This is a genomic window from Streptomyces sp. NBC_01622, from assembly GCF_045209635.1.
Classification (GTDB): domain Bacteria; phylum Actinomycetota; class Actinomycetes; order Streptomycetales; family Streptomycetaceae; genus Streptomyces.
This window is the reverse complement of the sequence record NZ_CP109293.1, coordinates 10,777,037-10,799,931: the sequence shown is the minus strand read 5'-3', so window position 1 is coordinate 10,799,931 and position 22,895 is coordinate 10,777,037. Positions and strand designations below refer to the sequence as shown.

The 22,895-nt window shown below is 70.6% G+C and carries 15 protein-coding genes and 1 pseudogene; 11 read left to right on the top strand and 5 right to left on the bottom strand.

Features of this window, described 5'->3' with window-relative positions; genetic code table 11:
* The first annotated feature begins 66 nt into the window (after window positions 1-66).
* The gene (locus OH768_RS49900) at window positions 67-2,421 is read left to right on the top strand and encodes a glycoside hydrolase family 3 N-terminal domain-containing protein (RefSeq protein WP_406463924.1); all 2,355 of its coding nucleotides are present in this window, start codon (window positions 67-69) and stop codon (window positions 2,419-2,421) included.
* 65 nt (window positions 2,422-2,486) lie between these two features.
* Here the strand turns inward: OH768_RS49900 and OH768_RS49895 are convergent, their stop codons facing one another.
* The 4 genes from OH768_RS49895 to OH768_RS49880 all read right to left on the bottom strand — a co-directional run bounded on the left by OH768_RS49895 (window position 2,487) and on the right by OH768_RS49880 (window position 8,648).
* The gene (locus OH768_RS49895) at window positions 2,487-4,622 is read right to left on the bottom strand and encodes an RICIN domain-containing protein (RefSeq protein WP_406463922.1); all 2,136 of its coding nucleotides are present in this window, start codon (window positions 4,620-4,622) and stop codon (window positions 2,487-2,489) included.
* Between the two features lie 161 nt (window positions 4,623-4,783).
* Window positions 4,784-5,824, bottom strand: coding sequence for a substrate-binding domain-containing protein (locus tag OH768_RS49890; protein ID WP_406463920.1), 1,041 nt, complete (start codon window positions 5,822-5,824; stop codon window positions 4,784-4,786).
* Window positions 5,825-6,140: 316 nt separating this feature from the next.
* Window positions 6,141-7,832 (bottom strand): FAD-binding protein, encoded by a 1,692-nt coding sequence (locus OH768_RS49885; protein WP_406463919.1) that lies wholly within the window; start codon window positions 7,830-7,832, stop codon window positions 6,141-6,143.
* A 150-nt stretch (window positions 7,833-7,982) separates the two neighbouring features.
* Window positions 7,983-8,648 carry a TetR/AcrR family transcriptional regulator gene (locus OH768_RS49880; RefSeq protein WP_406463918.1) on the bottom strand — a complete coding sequence of 222 codons (666 nt, stop codon included), beginning with the start codon at window positions 8,646-8,648 and terminating at the stop codon, window positions 7,983-7,985.
* Between the two features lie 151 nt (window positions 8,649-8,799).
* Here OH768_RS49880 and OH768_RS49875 point away from each other — a divergent pair, with 151 nt between their 5' ends.
* From OH768_RS49875 to OH768_RS49835, 9 genes are all read left to right on the top strand, one after another.
* Complete coding sequence (locus OH768_RS49875; protein ID WP_406463916.1) at window positions 8,800-9,450, top strand: TetR/AcrR family transcriptional regulator; 651 nt, start codon at window positions 8,800-8,802, stop codon at window positions 9,448-9,450.
* Window positions 9,451-9,601: 151 nt separating this feature from the next.
* A complete protein-coding gene (locus tag OH768_RS49870) occupies window positions 9,602-9,796 on the top strand; it encodes a ferredoxin (RefSeq protein ID WP_406463914.1) in 195 nt (64 codons plus the stop codon).
* A gap of 29 nt (window positions 9,797-9,825) precedes the next feature.
* Window positions 9,826-11,073 (top strand): cytochrome P450, encoded by a 1,248-nt coding sequence (locus OH768_RS49865; RefSeq protein ID WP_406463913.1) that lies wholly within the window; start codon window positions 9,826-9,828, stop codon window positions 11,071-11,073.
* 5 nt (window positions 11,074-11,078) lie between these two features.
* A complete protein-coding gene (locus OH768_RS49860) occupies window positions 11,079-11,879 on the top strand; it encodes an SDR family NAD(P)-dependent oxidoreductase (RefSeq protein ID WP_406463911.1) in 801 nt (266 codons plus the stop codon).
* Between the two features lie 79 nt (window positions 11,880-11,958).
* A complete protein-coding gene (locus tag OH768_RS49855; RefSeq protein ID WP_406463909.1) occupies window positions 11,959-13,125 on the top strand; it encodes an amidohydrolase family protein in 1,167 nt (388 codons plus the stop codon).
* A gap of 60 nt (window positions 13,126-13,185) precedes the next feature.
* Window positions 13,186-14,397, top strand: a complete 1,212-nt coding sequence (locus tag OH768_RS49850; RefSeq protein ID WP_406463907.1) for a M24 family metallopeptidase — start codon at window positions 13,186-13,188, stop codon at window positions 14,395-14,397.
* Window positions 14,387-15,511, top strand: coding sequence for a M24 family metallopeptidase (locus tag OH768_RS49845; protein ID WP_406463905.1), 1,125 nt, complete (start codon window positions 14,387-14,389; stop codon window positions 15,509-15,511). Before OH768_RS49850 ends, OH768_RS49845 begins: the two co-directional genes overlap by 11 nt.
* Window positions 15,512-15,522: 11 nt before the next feature.
* Window positions 15,523-16,494, top strand: coding sequence for an enoyl-CoA hydratase/isomerase family protein (locus OH768_RS49840; protein WP_406463903.1), 972 nt, complete (start codon window positions 15,523-15,525; stop codon window positions 16,492-16,494).
* Window positions 16,491-18,857 carry a CoA transferase gene (locus OH768_RS49835; protein WP_406463901.1) on the top strand — a complete coding sequence of 789 codons (2,367 nt, stop codon included), beginning with the start codon at window positions 16,491-16,493 and terminating at the stop codon, window positions 18,855-18,857. The genes OH768_RS49840 and OH768_RS49835 overlap by 4 nt, the downstream gene beginning before the upstream one ends.
* 78 nt (window positions 18,858-18,935) lie before the next feature.
* Here OH768_RS49835 and OH768_RS49830 read toward each other — a convergent pair.
* A pseudogene (locus tag OH768_RS49830) lies at window positions 18,936-20,261 on the bottom strand (serine/threonine-protein kinase).
* A 285-nt stretch (window positions 20,262-20,546) separates the two neighbouring features.
* Here OH768_RS49830 and OH768_RS49825 point away from each other — a divergent pair.
* On the top strand, window positions 20,547-22,784 hold the full coding sequence (locus OH768_RS49825) for an MMPL family transporter (RefSeq protein ID WP_406463899.1): 2,238 nt from the start codon (window positions 20,547-20,549) through the stop codon (window positions 22,782-22,784).
* Window positions 22,785-22,895: the final 111 nt, after the last annotated feature.

Genomic DNA, 22,895 nt, shown 5'->3' with positions numbered 1-22,895 from the left:
CGCTACGACGGCCGGACCAGGCGCCCGGCCCCGTCGCCGTGCCCGCGCAACACCGAGGAGTCGTGAATGACGACCACCATGCCCGAGAACGGCGGCCTCCCCCAAGAGGAGAGCGACCGCCGCTGGACGGACCCCGCCCTGCCCACCGCCGAACGCGTCGAGGCGCTGCTCGCCCGGCTCACCCTGCCGGAGAAGGTCGCGCAGTTGAGCAGCACCTGGGAGGACATCGAGGCCGACGGCCCCGAAGTGGCCCCGGGCAGCAACCACTTCGGCCGTGTCGGCGACCTCGACGAGACCGCCCGGCACGGCCTGGGCCAGCTGACCCGGCCCTACGGCACCCTGCCCCGGCCCGCGCTGGAGCACGCCCGCCTGCTGGCCGAGCACCAGCGACAGGTGGTGGCGCAGAGCAGGTTCGACATCCCGGCCATGGCCCACGACGAGTGCCTGACCGGCTTCACCGCCTACGGCGCCACCATCTACCCCACTTCGCTGGGTATGGCGGCCACCTTCGACCCGGCGCTGATCCGCAGGGTGGGCGAGGCCATCGGCTCCGACATGGCCGAGGCGGGAGTGCACCAGGGCCTGTCCCCCGTCGTCGACGTCATCCGCGACTACCGCTGGGGCCGCTGCGAGGAGACCTACGGCGAAGACCCTTACCTGGTGGGCGAGTTGGCCGAGGCGTATGTCACCGGGCTGCAGAGCGCCGGGGTGTACGCGACCCTCAAGCACTTCGCCGGGTACTCCGCCTCGATGGGCGGTCGCAACCACGCGCCCGTGGGGATCGGCCGCCGTGAACTCTTCGACGTCATCCTGCCGCCCTTCGAACGGCTCGTCGCCGCGGGCGTGCGGTCGGTGATGAACTCGTACGCCGACATCGACGGCGAGGCACCGGCCGCGAGCCGCTGGCTGCTGACCGAAGTCCTGCGCGACGCCTGGGGTTTCGAGGGAACCGTCGTCTCCGACTACTGGTCCCTGCCCTTCCTGGTCAACGACCACCGGGTGGCGGCTGATCTGCCGAACGCCGGGGCGCTCGCCCTGACCGCCGGGCTGGATGTCGAACTGCCCGACCAGCGCGGTTTCGGCGACGCGCTCGTGCATGCCGTCGAACAGGGCCTGGTCGGCGAGGAGTTGGTCGACCGGGCAGTACGCCGGGTACTGCGCCAGAAGGCGGAACTCGGACTGCTCGACGCCGACTGGGACCCGCGCCCGCCCGCCCTGATCACGGGTGAATTGGACCTCGACAAGCCGACGAGCCGTCAACTCGCCCACGCGGTGGCCCAGTCGAGTGCCGTGCTGCTGTCGAACGACGGCACCCTGCCCCTCCCCGCGACCGGCCGCATCGCGCTGATCGGCCCGTGCGCCGACGACGTACGCACCATGTTCGGCTGCTACAGCTCCCCCAACCACGTCCTGGCCGAGCGCGACGACCTCGGCAACGGTGTCGAGGCGGCCTCCCTGCGCCACGCCCTGGCGGCGGAACTGTCCTTCGTGGACTGGCAGTTCGAGCCGGGCTGCCCGATCCGGGAGGCGGACCGCTCCGGTATCGCCGCCGCGGTGGAGGCGTCCGCCGCGGCCGACCTGACCGGGCTGGTCGTCGGTGACAAGGCGGGCATGTTCGGGATCGGCACCTCGGGCGAGGGCTGTGACGTGGAGGATCTGCGGCTGCCGGGCGTGCAGGAGGAGCTGGTCGAGGCGGTGTTGGCGACCGGGCGGCCGGTCGTCCTGGTCGTCAGCAGTGGCCGCCCCTACGCGGTGGGCCGGTTCGCGGCCGGCGCCGCGGCCATGGTGCAGGTCTTCCTGCCGGGCGAGGAGGGCGGTCGTGCGGTGGCCCAACTCCTGGCGGGGAAGGCGAACTTCAGCGGCAAGCTGCCCGTGCAGATCCCGACCACACCCGGCGGCCAGCCGTACACCTACCTCCACGCGCCGCTCGGCGACCGGCAGAGCTGGCTCTCCAACCTCGATCCGACACCGGCGTTCCCCTTCGGGCACGGCCTGTCGTACACGGGCTTCGAGATCGACGGACTTGGCGTGGACCGCGAACCGGTCCCGGTGGACGGCGAGTTCACCGTCGGTGCGCGGGTGCGGAACACGGGGACGGTCGCGGGTGCCGAGACGGTCCAGCTGTACGCGATCGATCCGGTCGCCCAGGTGACCCGGCCGGTGCGGTCCCTGCTCGGCTTCGCCAAGGTGGCCCTTGAGCCGGGTGAGCGGGCGACGGTCCGTTTCCACGTCCACACCGACCGGCTGGCCTTCACCGGCCTGGCGGGGCGGCGCATCGTCGAGCCCGGCGAGATCCTGCTCCAGGTCGGCTCCTCCAGCCTGGACACTCCGGTGCGGGAGAGGGTCCGACTCGTGGGCGAGGAACGGGACGCGACGGTGCTGCGGCAGCACGCGGTGCCGGTGAGTATCGAGCGCGAGTAGCGACAGGAACACCTACGAGAAGCGGCGCCACCGTCGGAGACGGTGGCGCCGCTTCTGTTCTCGAGCTAGCCGCGAGTCCACTGCTGGGTGGCGGTGCCAAGACCGGTCCACAGCTCGACCTTCGAGCCGTTGGCCGTCCCCCAGTTGGTCACGTCGATGACCAGGCCGTTGGAGCGGTTGACGATGGTGCCGTCGACCCGGAACGCCCACTTCTGGCTGGACTTTCCGTTGCAGGCCCAGAGGATGAGCGTGGTGCCCGCGGTGGTGCCGTCGCCGTTCGCGGCCAGGCAGTTGCCGTTGACGCGGAGTTCACCGGCCGCGGTCTGCGTGATGGTCTGGTTGGCGTTGCCCGAGCAGTCGTAGATCTGGACCTGGACGCCCGTCGCGCCGTTCGGGACGTCGAGGCAGCGGCCGGAGTTCGTGCCCTTCAGGGTGAAGGTGGAGGCCGTGGGCAGGGGGTCCTGGACCAGTTGCCAGTCCTGGGAGCCGTCGGTGGTCGCCGCCGCGACGGTGACGGAGCCGCCGGCGGTCGAACCGGTCATGTAGAGGCTGGTGTTGAGGACCGAGCGGAGCTTGTAGTAGCCGCTGGTCGAGGACGCGACCTGGGTCCACTGTTTGTCGGTGGCTCCGTCGTCGACCCACTGGGCCAGCTTCTGCCCCGCCGTCGCGGTGCCGGTCCAGATGGCGACCGAGCGGCCCCCGGCCTTGTTGAGCAGCGTGATGTTGCTGCCCTTGGCGGTGAGGTGCCAACGCTGGGTGGCGTCGGCGGAGTTGGCGGCGCTCAGGACGAGGTCGGGGGTGTTCCCGGTGAGGTTGGCGTCCTGGGTCTTGCCGGACGCGGGGCTGAGCACCTGCCCGGTGAGCCGGTTGACGAGGCTGTAGTAGGCGCCGTCGGAGCGGCCGAGGTCGACCTCGGCGTACTTGACGGGGCCGACGCTGCTGCCGCTCCAGGACGCCTGGAGTACGAGCACGCGTCCGGTGCCGTCGACGTACTGGAGCGTGCGGCTGTAGCCGGCCGCGATCGACGTCTTGTACTCCTTCCAGGTGCCGGTGGAGAGCCCGGACTCGTTGACCCAGACGTCGCCGCTGCCCGCCGCGTTGTAGACGATCCGGCCGTCCGGCATGGGGAGGAGGACCGGGCTGCCGCCGGTGGCGAGGGTGGCCCCGCCCGAGGGGACGGGCAGTGAGGTGATGGCGTTGTCCGTGGCGGAGAAGAACTTCGTCGGGTCGTCGGAGATGCGGTAGCGGACATTCGTACCGCCACCCCAGTACTCGTACGTCAGCAGCCACTTGCCGTCGGTCGTCGGGGCGATGGTCGTCATGCCGGGCCGGCCGCCGCCGATCTCCGTCTTGCCGCTGCCCATGCTCACCGTGGATCCGGGGACGTCAACGACCGGGGAACTCCAGGCGGTTGAGCTGGAGCCGTTCCAGGTGCGGTGGACGAGGACCTGGCCGCCGGAGTCCGTCGCCGTGTCGTTGGCCGGGTCGAGGGTCGGTGCACCGGTGGTGGTGTTGTAGCCGGTGTAGTCGTCCTCGTCGGAGTAGTAGGCGATGAGCTGGCCGTTGTGGGCGAGGAGATGGGGTTCCCAGACGGGGTCGACCTGGGCGGAGGTGTTGGCCGTGGAGACCCGGCCGATGTTGCCCGCGCTCCCGCCCTGCCAGCCGCCGGCGGCGATGATGTTCTGGATGGTCCAGGTCGCGCCGTCGTCGGTGCTGGAGTACAGGGCGAGCGCCACGTCCTTGCGGTCGCCGTCACTGGTGGGCGTCCAGCTGGAGTTGGCGGCCTTCTGCTCCTGGTAGTAGTAGTCGTCGCCCGAGACGATGCTCGCGAGCAGCAGGGTGCCGGCGCTCAGGCTGCCGACGTTCTGCGGGAGAACGTAGAGATACGGGTTGGTCCAATTGCTCGTGTATTTCGCGTATTTGGAGTCGCTGGAGAGATAGGCGGGGGCTTTGACGTCGGACAGTTTCGCCCACGTCGTGCCGCTGTCGTCGCTCTTGTAGACGGGCAGAGTCTGGCCCACCGGGGCGGTCTGGTCGTTCTCGAAGGTGGCCACGATCCGGCCGTCCGGCAACTGGGCCGACTTCGGGTAGAGCACGCACGGGCTCTTGTTGCAGGCGGCGGTGTTGGTCGCCGTATACAGATTGGCGGGACTCGGCTGATAGGCCGACGCGCTTGTCGCGGAGGCGATGGCGAATGCCACGCCTGTACCGAAGGCTGTCGCCCACGCGAAAGCCTTTCGCACCCAGGTTCTTGTCAACGGCCTTCCTTTCACCGGGAGGGGGTCCGGGCAGGAAGCCAGTATTCGCAGCGGACATGGCAATGTCACCGCCGCGTTTCGAAAGTGTTTCGCGGAATGGGGAGTTACGTGGTATTGACGCGTCTCCGCACGGACGTCGAAGTCCGCAGTACGAGTTCCGTGGCCAGCTCGATGCGCGGGGACACGGGCGGCCGTCCCTGGGCGAGTTCCAGGAGCACCCGGGTCGCCTCGCGGCCCAGCTCCTCGAAGGGCTGGCGTACGGCGCTCAGGGGTGGGCACGCCATCGCCGCGACGAGCGTGTCGTCGAAGGACATCACCGCGAGGTCGTCCGGTACGGCGAGGCCCTGCTGCCGGGCCGCCTCCAGCACGCCGAGCGCCTGTGCGTCGCTGGCGGCGAAGACGGCGGTGGGCGGGTCGTCGGCGTGCAGGATCTGGGCACCGGTGGCGAGCGCCTCGGCATAGTCGAAGTCGGTGGAGCGGACGATCGCCGGGTCGTAGGCGATCCCGGCCTCCTCCAGCGCCGCCCGGTAGCCGTGCACGCGCGCCGCCCCGGCCAGCGAGTGGGAGCGGCCCGCGACCATGCCGATCCGGGTGTGCCCGAGGTCCAGCAGGTGCTGTACGGCGTCGCGGGCGCCGCTCCAGTTCGTCACGCCGATGCTGGGGATGTCCTCGGAGGGTGCGCTGAGCGGGTCGATGAGGACCACCGGGAGGCGCTGTTCGACGATGCGGCGCTGGTCCTCCTCGGACAGCATCGAGATCACGATGACGATGCCGGCGGCGCCGAGCGCGACGCACTGCTCCAGCCACCCGGAGATCGACCGGCGGCTCGTCGTGCCGGTGACCACGTCGATGCCGAGCTCTCCGGCCGCGTCCACGATGCCGCGGACCACCTCCAGCGTGTACGGCCCGGACAGGTCGCGGAAGACCGCGATGATCTGCCGGGGTGTCCCGGGGTCCCGCTCCCAGGGCCGGACGAAGCCGTGCCGGGCGAGGAGCTCCTCGACCCGTTCGCGGGTCCGCGCGCCGACGTCCCGGCGCCGGTGCACCACCTTGGACACCGTGCTGAGCGAGACGCCCGCCTCGGTGGCGATGCTCGTGAGGAGGCCGTACTGCGCCTCCAGTTGTCCCTTGCCGCGACCTGTCACCCGATGCCCGTTCCGCTCGCCGAACACCGATGCGCCGGACCGCATCGCGTAGCTGGCCTGTAACTTTGCCGCAAGGTAACGGGGCGCGGGCCGTGGAGGCAATACCGGTGCACGGCGTCTCGCGCGGTTCGGCCTGCGGCGATGTGCCGTGCGACCAGGGCGGCACGGCACCCGGCTGCCGAGTGGGGGTGATCGGCGCCTGCCGTGCACCGATGGCCCGGGTCGCCGTAGACGGGTCGGACGGGCGCGATGCCGCCGCGCCACGTCTGCCCGGGCCGCCCGGTGTGCCGATCACCTCCTGTGCGCGACGCCCCGGTCAGTCGGCGATGTCGGCGCCCGGCTCCCGCTCCGTGGCGGACGCGTGGGTCGCGGCCACGTGTCCGAACACCGCCGAGGCGGCGATACTGGCCCCCGCACCGAGGTACTTGCGGCCCATCACGGACGCGGTGCAGTTGCCCGTGGCGTAGAGCCCGTCGATGGGGTTGCCCTCGGTGTCGAGCACCCGGGCGAACTCGTCGCAGAGGATTCCCCCGCTGGTGCCGATGTCCCCCGGGTACAGGGCGACCGCGTAGAACGGCGGCTTCGCGACGGGCCCCAGGCAGGGGTTGGGGCCATGGGTGGGGTCGCCGTAGAACTTCTCGTGGTCGCCCTCCCCTCGGTGGAAGTCCTCGTCGACGCCCCGCGCCGCGAACGTGTTGAACCGCTCGACGGTCTTGAGGAGTCCACCGGCGTCGATCCCGCACTGCCCGGCGAGGTCCTCCAGGCTGTCGGCGCGCTTCATCGCGCCGCTGGTGATCCACTCCTTCGGTGTGCGGCCGGGGGGAGACATCCCGAACGGGTAGTGGCTGCGGTGCCGGGAGTCGACGACGAGCCACGACGGGACGGCGCCTCCCAACTCCCGGTCGCGTGCGTACATCTGCTGACCGGCCTCCTGGTAGGCGACCGCCTCGTTGAAATAGCGGCGGCCCTCCGCGTCGACGATGATCGAGCCCGGCCTGGTGCGTTCGGACATACACATGTTGGGGGTGCCGTCGGGCATGATCCACGAGGGCATCCACCACGCCTCGTCCAGCATGTCCGTCGCCGCCCCGTGTGCCATGGCGATCCGGATCGCCTCGCCGGTGTCGCCCGGGTTGGCCGAGGTCCACCGGTCGCCGGTGGGCCGGCCTCCCGCGTGCTGTTCACGCATCTCCTTGTTGCGGGCGAAGCCTCCGGCGGCGAGCAGAACGCCGTCCCGTGCCCGTACCCGGAGGTCACGACCGCCCCGGTGGACGACGGCGCCGACGACCCGCCCGTCCTCGACCACGAGGTCGGACAAGGCGGACTCCAGCCACACCGTGGCGTCCTGCCGCAGCAGTATCTGGAGCAGACGGGCGGACAGGGCCACCCCGTTCGTCACGAGCCGCTGCCGGCGGAGCCGGCCGAGGGCGGTCCGCAGTCCCACCCTGGCCAGGACGGTCAGCCCGGCCCCTGTCCGCATCAGCGTCAGGCGCGACGCCTCACCGGTGTAGACGGCGAGGCCGCCCGGGAAGCCGGGCCGGATCCGGTCCTGCCATGTCCCGAGCAGTTTCTTGTCGAAGGCCTTCGGCTCGATCGACCTGCCGCGTGCCGAGCCTCCTTCGCAGCCCCGGACGCCGGAGTAGTAGTCGCTGTAGCCCTCGCAGCGCCGGAGTTCCAGTCCTTCGGACTCCAGGAAGTCCACCATCTCGACACCCGCGCCTACGTAGGCCTTCCTGCGGGCGGTCGACGATGCCGGGCCCGCGTCACCGACGACGGTGGCGAAGTACGTGAGTGCGGCAGCGGCCGAGTCGGGAACTCCCTCGCGTCGCATGAGCGGGTTGTCGGGAAGCCACATCACACCGCCCGACATACAGGTCGACCCGCCGAACCGGTCGGTCTTCTCCACGACGAGAACGTCCTTGCCGAGCGCGCGAGCGCGAATCGCCCCGGTGACGCCCGCACCGCTCCCCACCACCAAGAAGTCGGTCGAGTGGTCCCAGTCGGTCATCGGACTGTCTCCCTCCGCGATCCGGCGCGGCAGCCCCTGACCGGGTGCCGACAGGTGAGCCACACCGTAGGGTCGGGGACCGGGTCCGGCGTTCGTACTCCCGGTGAGTGGAACGGCACCTCGTCGCCCTCAACTGCGCCCCGACCGGGGTCACTTCGGCGTCGATGCCCCAGCGGTGACCGGCGCCTGCCACAGTGCGACGATCGCGTCGACAAGACCGTCGGCGGTGTCCTGCCAGGTCGACCGGGTGGTGGGGGTGCCGTCGGCGAGGGCTCGTTCCCTTTCGACGGACATCTGCACGATCAAGTGCCGGGTCATGACGGCGCGATCGGTGTGCACCCCCGCGGGCAGGACGGGCACACAGCGGGTCAGACCGTCCTCCAGTTTCCGCAGCGACGGGGAGGCTCCGAAGAACTCCTCCTCCGTGATCGCGTAGAGGGCGGGGTCGGCCGAGACCTGCGCGATGAACCGGGCGTACCAGCTCGGACGCCCGAGTGCTGCCAGGTGCCGGGTGACCGGGCGCACCGAACAGTCCACCCAGTCCCGCAGGCCGGTGGAGTCCCCGATGTCGGCCAGCATGCCCACGCGAATGTTCTCGATCTCCTCCGCGTGTCTTCGGACGATGGCCCGCACCAGGTCGGCCTTGGTGCCGAAGTGGTAGCCGACCGCGGTGTTGTTGCCCTGTCCCGCGGCCTCGCTGATCCGGCGGTTGGACATCGCGTGCACACCGTGCTCGGCGAACAGGCGCTCCGCCGTGTCCAGGAGCGCTTTCCGGGTCGCCCTGACCTGTTCGTCCCGCCGCGTACTGTCGGCCATCGTCACCACCGCCGTTCCGGGACATGGCGCCAACCCCGCGACGACTTGTCCCGTTGGTCCGACGCGCCTAGAACGTAAGTCACCTGGTTGATTTCCGTCCAGGGGCAGGTGGGAGCGACCGGCCTGGCGCGGTCCCGGTACCGTGGTGGACATGACGGGTAGGAGTGTCCGGGCCGAGCAGGTCAGAGTGACCCGGGAGCTCATCCGGAGGACCGCGGAGCGTCTGTTCGCCGAGCGTGGTGTGTACGCCGTGTCGAACCGGCAGATCAGCGAGGCGGCGGGGCAGGGCAACACAGCCGTGGTCGGCTACCACTTCGGCACCAAGACGGACCTGGTGCGAGCGATCGCCCGCCATCACGCCGAGCGGATCGAGCGTGTGAGCCGGCGCCTGCTGGCCGAGACCGGCGACTCCACCGACCTGCGGGACTGGGTGGCGTGCCTGGTGCGGCCGACCCCCGAGTACCTGGCCGAGTCGGGCAGCCCCACGTGGTACGCGCGGTTCTGCGCCCAGGTGATGGCCGACCCCGCGCTCCACGAGATCCTGGTCGCCGAGACCCTCGACCTGCCCGTGTGGCGGCAGATCCTCGACGGCCTGCACCGGTGCCTGCCCGACCTGCCGGCCGAGGTGCGCGCGGAACGCACCTCCATGACCCGGAACGTGATCCTCTACACGTGCGCCGAGCGTGAGCGCGCTCTCGCCCTCAACACGCCTACCCCGAGAGCCAGTTGGCACGATGCTGCGGACGGACTGGTCGACGCGATCGTCGGGCTGTGGACGGCGCCCGTGACCGCGAGTTCCTGACTGATCGTCAACTACAGCCCTCACCCATCCGTCTCGGTAAATTTTGAATCAGCCGATTGACTTACGAATGCGGCGGGAGTTCACTCGGAGGCGCGGTCGACGGAGCCCACAAGGGCGCCGCCTTGCCCCGACGGAAGTGAGGGAGCAGCCCGTGAAAATAACCGTCGAACAGGACAAATGCGTTGCGGCCGGCCAGTGCGCGGCCACCGCGCCGGACGTGTTCGACCAGAGGGACGAGGACGGCGTCGTCGTCCTGCTGACCGACGACCCGCCCGCCGAGTTGGCCGACGACGTCCGTGACGCGGCCGCCGTCTGCCCCGCGCTGGCGATCCACATCGCGCAGTAGACACCCCGGACGACACCGTGAGGATGGACATGCCCGACGCACTGACAGGCGCCGCAACCGGCAGCCCTGCCGAAGTCCCCGAGTGGCCGATGCCCCGGGCGGCGGGCTGCCCGTTCGATCCGCCCCCGGCCCTACGGGAGTTGACCGTCGAGAAGCCCCTCGCCAGGGTGCGGATCTGGGACGGCAGTACCCCCTGGATCGTCACCGGCCACGCCGAGCAGCGCGCTCTGCTCGGCGACCCCCGGGTCAGTGTCGACGAACGGCTGCCCGGTTTCCCGCACTGGCACGAAGGCATGGCGGCTGCGGTGGCGTACCGCCCGCGTTCGGTCTTCAACTCGGACGCCCCCGAGCACACCGGGTTCCGCCGGATCATGACCCGGCCGTTCACCTTCAAGCGGGTGGAGGCGCTGCGCCCCACCATCCAGAAGATCACCGACGATCTGATCGACACGATGCTGGCCGGACCGAAGCCTGCCGACCTCGTCGAGGCGCTGGCTCTGCCGTTGCCGACCAAGATGATCAGCGAACTGCTGGGCGTGCCGTACCAGGACCACGACTTCTTCCAGGAGAACGCCGCCCGCGGCATCGCCCACAACGTGTCCGCCGAGGAGAGCATGCGGACCTTCGGGGCGCTCAACGACTATCTGGTGCGACTCGTCGAGAAGAAGGCCGCCGAACCCGCGGACGACGCGCTGTCCGACATCGCGGCACTCGTCACCGCCGGCGACATCAGCGTGTCCGAGGCGGCCATGATGGGCACGGGACTGCTCATCGCGGGCCACGAGACCAGCGCCAACATGATCGGCCTCGCCGTCGTCGCGCTGCTGGAGCGCCCCGACCAACTGGCGCTGCTGCGTGACGCCGACGATCCGAAGGTCGTCGCGGGCGCGGTGGAGGAACTGCTGCGCTACCTGGGCATCATCCACGGCGGCCAGCGGCGGATCGCCAAGGAGGACATCGAGATCGGCGGCGAGGTGATCCGCGCCGGCGAGGGCATCATCGTGGAACTCTTCAGCGCCAACCGGGACGCACACGTCTTCCCCGACCCCGACGCGCTGGACCTGCGCCGGGAGAACGCCCGGCACCACAACGCGTTCGGCTTCGGCATCCACCAGTGCGTGGGCCAGCAACTCGCCCGCGTAGAGCTCCAGGTCGTCTACGGCACGCTCTTCCGCCGGATACCCACACTGCGCCTGGCCGAGCCGCTGGACCGGATCGAGTTCAAGCACGACCGGCTGGCCTACGGGGTCTACTCGCTGCCCGTCACATGGGAGTGAGCACGGTGGACAAGGAACTGTCGGAGAAGGTCGCCGTGGTCACCGGCGGAGCGGCGGGCCTGGGGCGCGCGACCGTCGAGAGGCTTCTCGAAGACGGTGCCCGGGTCGTCATCGCCGATCTCGACCGGGACATCGGTGAGTCACTGGCGGCCGACTACGGCCCGGACGCCCGTTTCCGGCGGACGGACGTCGCGGACGCCGAGCAGGTCCGGTCACTCGTCGGCTTCGCGGTGGAGGAGTTCGGCGGACTGCACCTCATGGTCAACAACGCGGGCGTGTCGGGCGCCATGCACCAGCACTTCCTCGACGAGGACTTCACCGATTTCCAGCGCGTCCTCTCGGTCAACCTGCTCGGCGTGATGGTCGGTACCCAGGCGGCGGCCCGGCACATGGCGGCGAACGGCGGCGGATCCATCGTCAACGTCAGTTCCGTAGGCGGGATCCAGGCCGGCGCGAGCGTGCCGGCCTACCGCGCCTCGAAGGCCGCGGTCATCCACTTCACCAAGGGCGTCGCCGTCGATCTGGCCGAGTACGGCATCCGCGTCAACTGCGTGGCGCCGGGCGGCATCCCGACGCAGTTGCTGGCCTCGGCGACGGCGGCCGCGCAGGAGGGGGACTCCGAGGAGATCACCCGGCGCATCCGCGCCCACATGGCGGCCGTCCAGCCGCTGAAGCGGCAGGGCACCCCCAGGGACGTCGCGGAAGCCGTCGCCTACCTGGGCGGCGACCGGTCGCTGCACATCACCGGAACGGTGCTGACGATCGACGGCGGGACCACGGCGGGCCCGAAGCCACTGCGGCCCTGACCCACCGACTCCCCCGCCTGGCAGGAGCAGACGAACCACGTACGGACGTGAAACCCGCGGCTCCCCTTGGAGGACAAAGATGTCCAGCCAGTCATCCACCCTGTATCCCCCCGAAGGCTTCGGTCCGCCGAAGGAACGGCACGGCCACTCGGACGGCTCCTCCCTGGGTCTCCCGCCGGGCACCGAGGTGTTCTCCGCCGACAACCACATCTCCCTCGCGGACGACATCTTCTACGACCGCTTCCCCGAGCGGCTCAGGAACCAGGCGCCGCGGGTGTGGTACGAGGACGGCGCCTACGAGCTGGGAATGGGCGGAAAGTCGTTCCTGCCGGGCGAGTTCAGCCATGTGCTCATGCAGTACGACCCCCTGGCCGGCGCCGGCAGCGACAACCTCGAAGGGCGCATCCAGGAACTCGGCTCGGACGGCATCACGAAGGAACTGGCGTTCCCCAACGCGCTGTTGGCCCTGTTCCACTACCCCGACAAAGAGATCCGCGAGCTCTGCTTCCGGATCTACAACGAGTACATCGCCGGACTGCAGGAACGCTCCGGGGGCCGCTTCTACGGCGTCGGGCTCATCAACTGGTGGGACGCGGAAGGGGCCCGCAGGACCCTGGAGGAGATGAAGAGCCTGGGGCTGAAGACCTTCCTCATGCCGCTGAACCCCGGGCAGGACGACGCGGGCACCCCCATCGACTACTCCGGCGCCGCGATGATCCCGGTCTGGGACGTGATCGAGGAGGTGGGGCTCCCGGTGTCCCACCACATCGGCGAGACCGGACTCAAGGCCCCGTGCGAGGTCAACGCCATCGCCGTCGGCATGGTGGCCAATGTGGCGCCGTACCGGGAGATGTTCGGGAGGTACGTGCTCGGCGGCATCCTCGACCGTCATCCGGGGCTGCGCGTCGGCTGGTTCGAAGGAGGCGTGAACTGGGTTCCCTCCGCGCTCCAGGACGCCGAACACCTCCTCGCCTCCTACCGGCACATGCTGGACCGACCCGTCGAGCACGACGTCCAGCACTACTGGGACCACCACATGTACGCGTCCTTCATGGTCGACCCGCTCGGGCTTGAACTGGTCGACCGCATCGGTGTGGACCGGGTGATGTGGTCCGCCGACTACCCGCACAACGAGAGCACGTTCGGCTACTCGGAGAAGTCGATCGCCATGGTCGTGGACGCCGTTGGGCCCGATAAGGCCGCCCGCGTGGTCAGCGGCAACGTCAAAGCGTACCTGGGCCTGTAGCACCGGCCGGGACCACAACAACCGACGGCGAAACTCCACGACCTTGTTAGGGAGACGGCAATGACCGTCATCGACATCCCGGCCGCACCCGACCTGACCCGCATGAACCGTGAACGCGGCGCACGGCTGCGGGCATCCATGGCGGCCCAGGGCGTGGACGCCCTGATCCTGCTCGGCAACAACGCGGTGACCTACGCGACCGGAGCGAGCTGGCCGCTCGGCGACTCCGGTCTCGCCCACGTCGACCGTCCCGTGGCGGTGGTGGTGGCGGACGCCCCGTGGCCGCATCTGTTCATGCCGTTCCGCGAAAGCACCTCCGCACAGTCGTCGCTGTCTGCCGACCACCTCCACCCTCCGGTCTACCTGGAGTTCGACGAAGGGGTGCGGAATTTCGCCGCCGTGATAGCCGACATCGTGCCCGGCGGCGCGAAGGTGGCGGTCGACGAAATAACCGGGGCGATGCGCCGAGCGCAGAAGGCGCTGTTCCCGGGCGGACCGCCCGTCGACGCCGCGCTGGTCCTGACCGCCGCCAAGGTGATCAAGACGCCCGACGAACTGGCCTGCATCCGCACGGCGTTGCGGATCACCGAGCGGGCCATGGCCGACGTCGAGGGGTCACTCGCGCCGGGGATGCGGCAGATCGACCTGTCGGCGGCGTTCGTGCGCCGGGCCTACGAACACGGCGCCCTGGCCAACGTGCTCGACCCCATCTGGCAGGTGATGCCGGCCTCCCGGGAGGCCGGAGTGTGGACCACCCACGGCGACCTCGCCCTCCCCCTCCTGACGACGGAGCGGGAACTGGCCCAGGGCGACGTCCTGTGGACCGACGTGAGCATCAACTACGCCGGATACTGCTCGGACTTCGGCCGCACCTGGATCGTCGGACAGGACCCGAACCCGCGCCAGCGGGCGCAGTTCACCAAATGGTGGGACATCCACAACGCGGTCAAGGACGTACTGCGGGCAGGGGCCACCGCCGCCGACCTGACGCGGGCCGCCGTCGCCGCGAACGGCGGTTCGAAGCCCTGGCTCCCCCACTTCTACCTGGGCCACGGCATGGGCACGGACCCCGCCGAGATGCCCTTCGTCGGCACCGACCTGGGTGAGGAGTTCGACGCACAACTGGTGCTCGAAGCCGGCATGGTGCTCGTCCTGGAACCCGTGGTCTGGGAGGACGGCACCGGCGGCTACCGCAGCGAGGAGGTCCTGGTGATCGAGGAAGAGGGCTGGACAGCCCTGACCGACTACTCCTACGCCCCTTATGGCGACTGAGGTCCTGCCGGACGACCGCGCTCTCCGCAGTGGGCGGCGGGAGCGTGCGCTGGCACACATGGAGGCCCACGATCTCGACGTCCTCGTCCTCGGGCGGAGCGCCAATGTCCGTTACGTCACCGGGGCCCGCGGACTGTGGACCGCCGGCACCCATCCCTTCGCCCCGGCCGCCGTGGTGGTCCGCGCCACCGGTGCCATCCACATGCTCAGCACCTGGGACGAGGGCATCCCCGACGACATCCCGCACGAGCGGCTGTACGGCCTGACCTGGAACCCGATGAACTGGGTGACCGTGATCCGGGACATCGAGGGAGCGGCCACGGCCCGCCGGGTGGGCACGGACACCATCTCGCCGACCTTCGCCCAACTCCTGCCCCTGGCCTTTCCGTTCGCCGAACTGGTCGACGGCGAACCGGCCATGCGCGCGGCCCGGCGGGTCAAGACGGCCGAGGAGGTGTCGGCTCTCCGGCAGGCCATCGGCGTGGCCGATGCGAGCCTGGCGGCGGCGGTGGGTGAGTTGCGGCCGGGTGTCACCGAACAGCACCTGTCCGGCGTCCTGTTGGAGGCCGCCGCTGCCGGTGGCGTGACCACACCCGCGACCCAGGAGGTGGCGTGGGTGACGTCCCGGGACCACCCGTGGCGGCGGGTGGACGCGGACGGCCGGGTGGGCCCGGGCGACCTCGTGTCCCTGACCGCGGGCGTGGTCGCGGGCGGCTACATCGGTGAGGTCGGACGGACCTGGCCGGTCGAGGGCGGGGATCCGGCCGCCGTCCGTGACCTGTACCGGCGATCCGCCGACCTGTGGACGCTGCTGTTCGACGCCTGCCGACCGGGCGCACCCACCAGCGATCTGCTCGCCGCGTACGACACGGCCCGCGAGCCCCTGCCCCCGATGCCCGTCGCCCGCGGCCTCGGCCTGGGTTTCGACCCGCCCGTGGTCACCTCCGGCCTGCCGGCCACCGCGGCCGAGGAACGGCTCGAACCCGGCATGGCCCTGGCCGTGACCGGCTACGTCTGGCGGCGCGGCGTGGGCGCCGTCCTGCGCCGGGAGGCGGTGCTCATCACCGCCGGCGGCGCGGAGCTGCTGACCTCAAGTCCTGTCCGGAAACCGTAGTGAGGACCCGCATGGCCGACAGCACGCGTCCCTCGGCGGAGGAGATCATCCGCTACGAGAAGGACCCCAGGACGAAGATCGCCACCCTCACTCTGGACCGGCCCGACGCCCTCAACGCACCGACCGCGGCGGCCCGGCTGCGCTTCGGCGACCTGCTGCACCGCGCCAACGTCGACGACGAGGTGAAGGTCCTGGTGATCCGGGGCGTCGGCGACGACCTGGGCTCGGGCGCCGACATCACGGAAACCATGGAGATGCACGCGGCGCCGACCGCCGGACCACTCCTGTCGGAGCTCGGGCTCGGCGAGGAGGACGACGTCCGCTATCCCCCCAAGGGCTCCTACCGCTACGGCGGCACCCCCTCGCAGTGGTACGCGAATCCCGGAGCCGGCTGCCGGAGCCTCCAGGACTTCAAGAAGATCAGCATCCTGGAGGTCAAGGGCTACTGCTACGGCTGGCACTTCTACCAGGCGGCCGACGCCGACCTGGTGATCTCCGCCGACGACGCCCTCTTCGGCCACCCCTCCTTCCGCTACGTCGGCTGGGCACCGCGGATGTGGACCTGGGCGCAGACGATGGGCCTGCGGAAGTTCCAGGAGATGGTGTTCACCGGCAGGCCCTTCACGGCCCTGGAGATGTACGAGTGCAACTTCCTCAACAGCGTCGTCCCCCGGGACGAGTTGGAGAGGGAAGTGGAGAAGTACGCGCTGGCGTGCGCACGCACCCGGCCGACCGACACCGTGTTCATGCAGAAGGTCTTCTTCGAGATCTTCAAACAGCACCAGGGCGAGTACATGGGCTCCCTGCTCACCGGTCTCTTCGAGTCGGTCGGAGGGATGGCCCGGGCCGACGGCGACGACCTGATGCTCGACGAGGAGACGGTCGACGGCGGCGTACCCAACGCCGTCAGGAACAACGACGACCGTTTCCCGCCGGACTTCCGACTCAGCAGGTCGGGCCGCGAGCGAAGGGGCGACTCTTGAGCCCAACCCCTGCCGAACCCCCGCTCAGCGGCTGCGCCGTGGTGGACCTGTCCACGGGAATCCCCGGTGCCTACTGCACGAAGCTGCTCGCCGACGGCGGCGCGGAGGTCGTCAAGGTCGAGCCTCCGCTGGGCGATCCGCTACGACGGTGGTCGGCGTCCGGCGCCACGCTCCGACCCGGCGACGACGGAGCCCTGTTCGGCTTCCTGGCCTGCTCGAAGGAGAGTGTGGTCGGCGATCCGGAGCTGGTGCGCGGACTCCTGGAGACCGCGGACGTCGCGGTGTGGTCGCCGGGCTCGCCGCTGTCACCGCAGGAGATCCACCGGGCCCACCCCCACCTCGTCGTCACGTCGATCACGCCGTTCGGACTGGAAGGACCGTGGCGGGACCGCGCGGCCACCGAGTTCACCCTGCAGGCCTGGTCCGGCGGCATCATCGGCCTGGGGCGCGGCGACCCCGACCGGGCGCCGGTCCACGTGGGAGGTCAGGTCGGTGACTGGGTCTCGGGGGCGTACGCCGCCGCCGCGACCATGGCCGTACGACTGCGCGCGCCCGGCTCCGGCGAACTGGTCGACCTCTCCATGCTCGAAGCCCATGTCCTGTCCCTGACCTACCATCCGGTGACGTTCCGGGACATGCTGGACCGGCCGTGGCAGCAGACCCGCAGGCTGAACATGCCGGGCGTGGCCACCGCCAAGGACGGACTCGTGGCGCTCGGGTGCGCGACGGCCCAGCAGTTCTTCGACCTCTGCGCGATGGTCGGCCACCCGGAGTGGATCGACGAGAAGTCGCCGTTGTCCATCACGGAACGGGCGACCGAGCGGGCCTCGGTGATCCAGGACTGGATCGCGGCCCGGACGGTCGCCGAGATCCGCGAGCTGGCCACCGCGTTCCGCATCCCCAACTCCGCGGTCGCCAACGGCGCCAACGCCCCGGCCATGGACCACTTCGAAGCACGCCGGAGCTTCCTGCCCAACCCGCGCGACGGCTTCCTCCAGCCCGCTCCTCCCTTCCGTCTGGAACCCGCCCGGCTACGGCCGCCGGGACCGGCACCGCGCCTTGGCGAGCACACCGAAAGCCGCCGTGGCACAACACGCCGGACGACCGGGGGAACGGACACCGGACTGGCCTTCAGCGGCCTGCGGGTCCTCGACATGACCGCCTTCTGGGCCGGTCCCTCGTGCACACACGTGCTCGCCCTGCTCGGGGCCGAGGTGATCCACCTGGAATCCACCTCGCGACCGGACGGGACCCGGCTGATCGCGGGCGTGCCGCCGACCGTGGACCAGTGGTGGGAACGGTCGCCGATCTTCGCGGGCCTCAACAGCGACAAGAAGAGCCTGACACTCGACTTCCGCACCGAGCAGGGGCGGGACCTGCTGCGCCGGCTGATCCCGACCTGCGACGTGATCGTCGAGAACTACACCCCGCGCGTTCTGGACCAACTCGGCCTGGACTACGAGGCGGTACGGGCTCTGCGCCCCGACATGATCATGGTCCGCATGCCCGGCTTCGGCCTCGACGGCCCGTGGCGCGACAACGCCGCGTTCGCCTTCGTCATCGAGGACGCGTCGGGGCTGACCTGGCTCACCGGCCATCCGGAGCGCAATCCGGTCGAGCCGTACTCGATCGGCGACCCCAACGCCGGCGTCCACGCGCTGAACGGTCTGCTGCTGGCCCTGGAGCACCGGCGCCGCACCGGCGAGGGAGCGCTGGTCGAGGCGGCCATGGTCGACGCGGCCCTCAACGTGGCCGCCGAGCAGGTCATCGAGTACTCGGCGTACGGCGCGCTGCTGGAGCGGGCCGGGAACCGGGGGCCCTGCGCGGCCCCGCAGAACCTGTATCTCACCGCGGATCCTGACGAGTTCGGCCGGCCGGACTCCTGGGTGGCCATCGCCGTGGCCACCGACGAACAGTGGGAGGCGCTGCGTGACGCCCTCGACCGCCCCGGCTGGGCGTCGAACCCCGAGCTGTCCACCGCCGAAGGACGGCACGCGCATCATGACGCCCTCGACGTGCGGCTCGCCGCCTGGTGCCGTGAGCGCGGCGCGGACGAGATCGTCGACCGTCTCTGGCCGGCCGGTGTCCCGGTGGGCAAGGTGCTGCAGCCGCACCGGCAGGCCGAGTTGGAGCAGTTGCGGTTCCGCGGCTTCTTCGAGGAGATCGACCACCCCATGGCAGGCCGGGCCCGCTACAGCACCTTCCCGGCCCGGCTCTCCCGAAGCCCCGGCCCCCGCCACACTCGCCCCGCGCCCCTGCTCGGACAGCACAACCACGAGTTGCTGACCGAACTCGGGCTCACAGCACGGGAGATCACCGCACTGGAGGCCGACGGGGTCATCGGCAGGGCGCCGACCCGCTAGTCGCTCGCCGACATCCGCGACTGGATCGGACAGGGGGCCGGCTGCCGCTGCGCCGAACACCCGGTGTGAGCCCGCGAGTTACGACGCGCTGGTCGCGAAGCCGTCCCTGACCTTGTCGAAGACGGGGCGGTGGGTGTCCCACTTCGCATCCGGGGCCGAGAGGTAGATGTCGTACTCGCGGCCGCCCTCCTTGCCGAAGCCGAGGTCGATGGCGCGGAACGCCCGGACCCGGCCCTGAGTCCGGTCAGGCCCGTCCCGTCGGTGTAGGTGACGCTCTCCGTCGTCCGCTTGCCGGCCTTCCAGTCGTCCGGCACCGGGAAGGAGACACCGAGTTGCCGGTCCCGTACGAGGTGATAGCCCTCCGGACGGGGGACGCGGAGGGCGTGGTGGTGGGCCGGCTCGTCGCGTGCCCGGGTGGTGATGTCGATGTCCCGTGCAGCACGAACGCCGTGGCCGCCGCGGCGAGGGCGAGCATCCCGGCGACGATCCCCTTGCGACCCCGGCGCCGCCCTCGGCCGGAGTCTCCCGCCGAATCCGGCTCCGCGACGGTCAACTCGGGGGCGGACGGCGGCAGTTCGGCCGTCGCGTCTCCCCACCACGCGGTCTGCAGGGCGCGCTCCGTCTGTTGTGCCGTCGGCCGCTCGTCGGGCTCCTTGATCAGGAGTGCCTCGATCAGCGGCTCCAGGGGTCCGGCCTGCTTCATGGGTTCGAGAGGGTCCACCGCGATGGCGTAGGCGGTCTCCATCGCGGTGGCCCGGCGGAACGGCGGGCGGCCTTCGACGGCCTGGTAGAGGGTGGCGCCCAGGGCCCACAGGTCGGAGGCCGTGCCGGGGGTGAGGCCGCGGATCCGCTCCGGGGCCATGTAGTGGATGGAGCCGACCATCTCGCCGGTCTTCGTCAGTGTCGACGCCCCGTCCGTCATGGCGATGCCGAAGTCGGTGAGGACGGTCCGGTCGCCGGTGCCGAGCAGGACGTTGCCGGGCTTGACGTCGCGGTGCAGGACACCGGCGGCGTGGGCCGCGCGCAGGGCGGCGACCATGTCCAGGCCGATGCGTGCCGCCTCCTCGTGCGGGAGGGTCGGCCGTCCTTGAGGAGGTCGGCGAGCGTGGGACCGGGGACGTACTCCATGACGATGCAGGGGCGGCCGTCGTCGTCGACGACGTCATGGACGACGATCACGTCCGGGTGCTGGATCCGGGCGGCGCTGCGGGCCTCGCGGCGGGTGCGCTCGTAGACGGTGGCGAGTTCGTCGGCGGAGAGTTCCGGCCGCGCGTGGAGCCGTTTGATCGCGACCTGGCGGCCGAGGACCTCGTCGTCGGCCCGCCAGACGGTGCCCATGCCGCCGCGGCCGATCTGCTCGGCCAGCCGGTAGCGTCCGGCGATACGACGCCCTTCGTCCGACACGGCGTCCTCCGCCGGTTCTGTCCCTGTTCGATTCGCCTGGTCACCATAACCGGCTCCTGTCCCGGATCGTGTGCGGCGGATCACGGCGCCCGTCAGGACCGGCGGGCCGCCCACCTCGACTGGAGGGTGGAGAGGGCCTAGTACCCCGGTACTAGTCACCCCGGCCGTTTTCACTTCCCCGGTGCTGCGGATGCCCGGAAAGGCGCTCCTAGCGTGAAGTCGTGGGTCGCGCAGGCCCTCCTTTTCTCTCGAACCTCTTTCTCTCGAACCTGGTGGGAGTACTCCGTGGCCACCTTCCTCTACCGACTGGGCCGGTTCTCGTTCCGGCGCCGACGGCTCGTCCTGATGCTGTGGATCGCCGTCCTGGCGGCCGTCGGTATCGGTGCGGCGAGCGTGTCGTCCAACACGTCCGACAGCTTCACCCTGCCCGGCACGCAGTCGCAGAAGGCGATCGACCTGCTGGGCAAGGAGTTCCCGCAGGCGTCGGCCGCCGGCGCCACCGCCCGCGTGGTGTTCGAGGCGCCGGCCGGGGAGCAGCTGAAGTCCGGGGCCAACAAGACCGAGGTCGAGTCGCTGATCGCCGACCTCAAGAAGGCGCCCCAGGTCGCGAGTGTCAGCGACCCGTACCAGAGCGGTCTGATCAGCAAGTCCGGCACCATCACCTACGCCCAGGCCACCTACAAGGTCGCCCAGGCCGACGTCACCGACGCGGCCCGCGACGCCCTGCACTCCGTGGCCGACAAGGGCGAGAAGGCGGGCCTCGCGGTCAGCCTGGGCGGCAACGCCGTACAGGAGAAGGCGGGCGGTGGCGCGACCGAGCTGATCGGCCTGCTGATCGCCGCCGTGGCGCTGGTCATCACGTTCGGGTCGCTGCTCGCGGCCGGGCTGCCGCTGCTGACGGCGATCTTCGGAGTCGGGGCGGCGGTCGCCGCCATCACGGTCGCGAGCGCGTTCTTCGACCTCAGCTCGGCCGCCACGACGCTGGCGCTGATGCTGGGTCTGGCGGTGTCCATCGACTACGCCCTGTTCATCGTCTCCCGCTACCGCAGCGAGATCCGGGACGGTCACGAACCGGAGGAGGCGGCGGGCCGCGCTCTGGGCACCGCCGGTTCCGCGGTGGTGTTCGCCGGTCTCACCGTCGTCATCGCCCTGGTCGGTCTGAGCATCATCGGCATCAGCATGCTGACCACGATGGGCCTGGGCGCAGCCTTCTCGGTCGTCGTCGCCGTACTGATCGCGCTGACCCTGCTGCCCGCGATGCTGGGTTTCGCCGGGATGCGGATCATGAGCGGCCGGTTCACCAGCCGCCGGATGCGCGCCCGCCAGGACCGCGGCGAGGGCGAGACGACGGGCGTGCGCTGGGCCCGGTTCGTGACCCGCAACCCGGTGAAGATGCTGCTCGTCTCGGTCGTCGGACTCGGCATCCTCGCCATACCCGCCCTGTCGATGCGGCTGTCCCTGCCCGACGACAGCATGTCCGCGCCCGGCACCAGCGAGCGCATCGCCTACGACACCATCACCAAGGGCTTCGGGGACGGCTACAACGGCCCGCTGACGGTGGTCGTCGACGGTCGCGGCAGCAGCGACGCCAAGACCGCCGCGCAGGACACGGTCGCGCAACTGGGCAAGCTGTCCGACGTCGCCGCCGTACGCCCCGCGGTGTTCAACCAGAACGGCGACGTGGCCCTGATCTCCGTCGTCCCGAAGAGCTCCCCCAGCAGCCAGGCCACCGTCGACCTGGTCTCCCAGATCCGCGACCGGGGCCCGGCGCTCAAGTCCGACACCGACTCCGAGCTGATGGTGACCGGCACGACCGCGCTGAACATCGACGTGTCCAGCAAGCTCAGCGGCGCCCTGATCCCCTACCTCGGTGTGGTCGTCGGCCTGGCCCTGGTCCTGCTGCTCCTGGTGTTCCGCTCGATCCTGGTCCCGCTCAAGGCCGCCCTCGGCTTCCTGCTCAGCGTGGTCGCCACGCTCGGCGTGGTGGTCGCGGTGTTCCAGTGGGGCTGGCTGGCGGACCTGTTCGGCGTCGACGGGACCTCGCCGATCGTGAGCGTGCTGCCGATCTTCATGATCGGCGTGGTCTTCGGACTCGCCATGGACTACGAGGTGTTCCTGGTGACCCGGATGCGTGAGGAGTACGTCCATGGGGCCGAGCCCACCGAGGCCGTGATCGCGGGCTTCCGGCACGGGGCCCGGGTGGTCACGGCCGCCGCGGTCATCATGATCTCGGTATTCGCCGGCTTCCTGCTGGACGACGTGGCGCTGATCAAGTCGATCGGCCTGGGCCTCGCCTCCGCCGTCCTCTTCGACGCGTTCGTCGTCCGCATGACGATCGTGCCCGCGGTCATGGCCCTGCTCGGCCGCCGCGCCTGGGCGCTGCCCGCCCGGCTGGACCGGATCCTGCCCAACGTGGACGTCGAGGGCGAACGCCTGCGCCACCTGCTGGCCGAGACCCCGGACGACGGCTCCGGCAGCCCGGGCCGGGCACCCGTGTCGCCGGTCGCCACCGGGAAGCGCTGAGGCGGCGGCCGTACGATCCACATCAGGACGCCGGTCCGGGGCCTTCCCCGGCCGCACCGTCCCCGCCCGCCGGTCCCCTCCCCCCGGGACCGGCGGGCGGCCCGCCTGCAC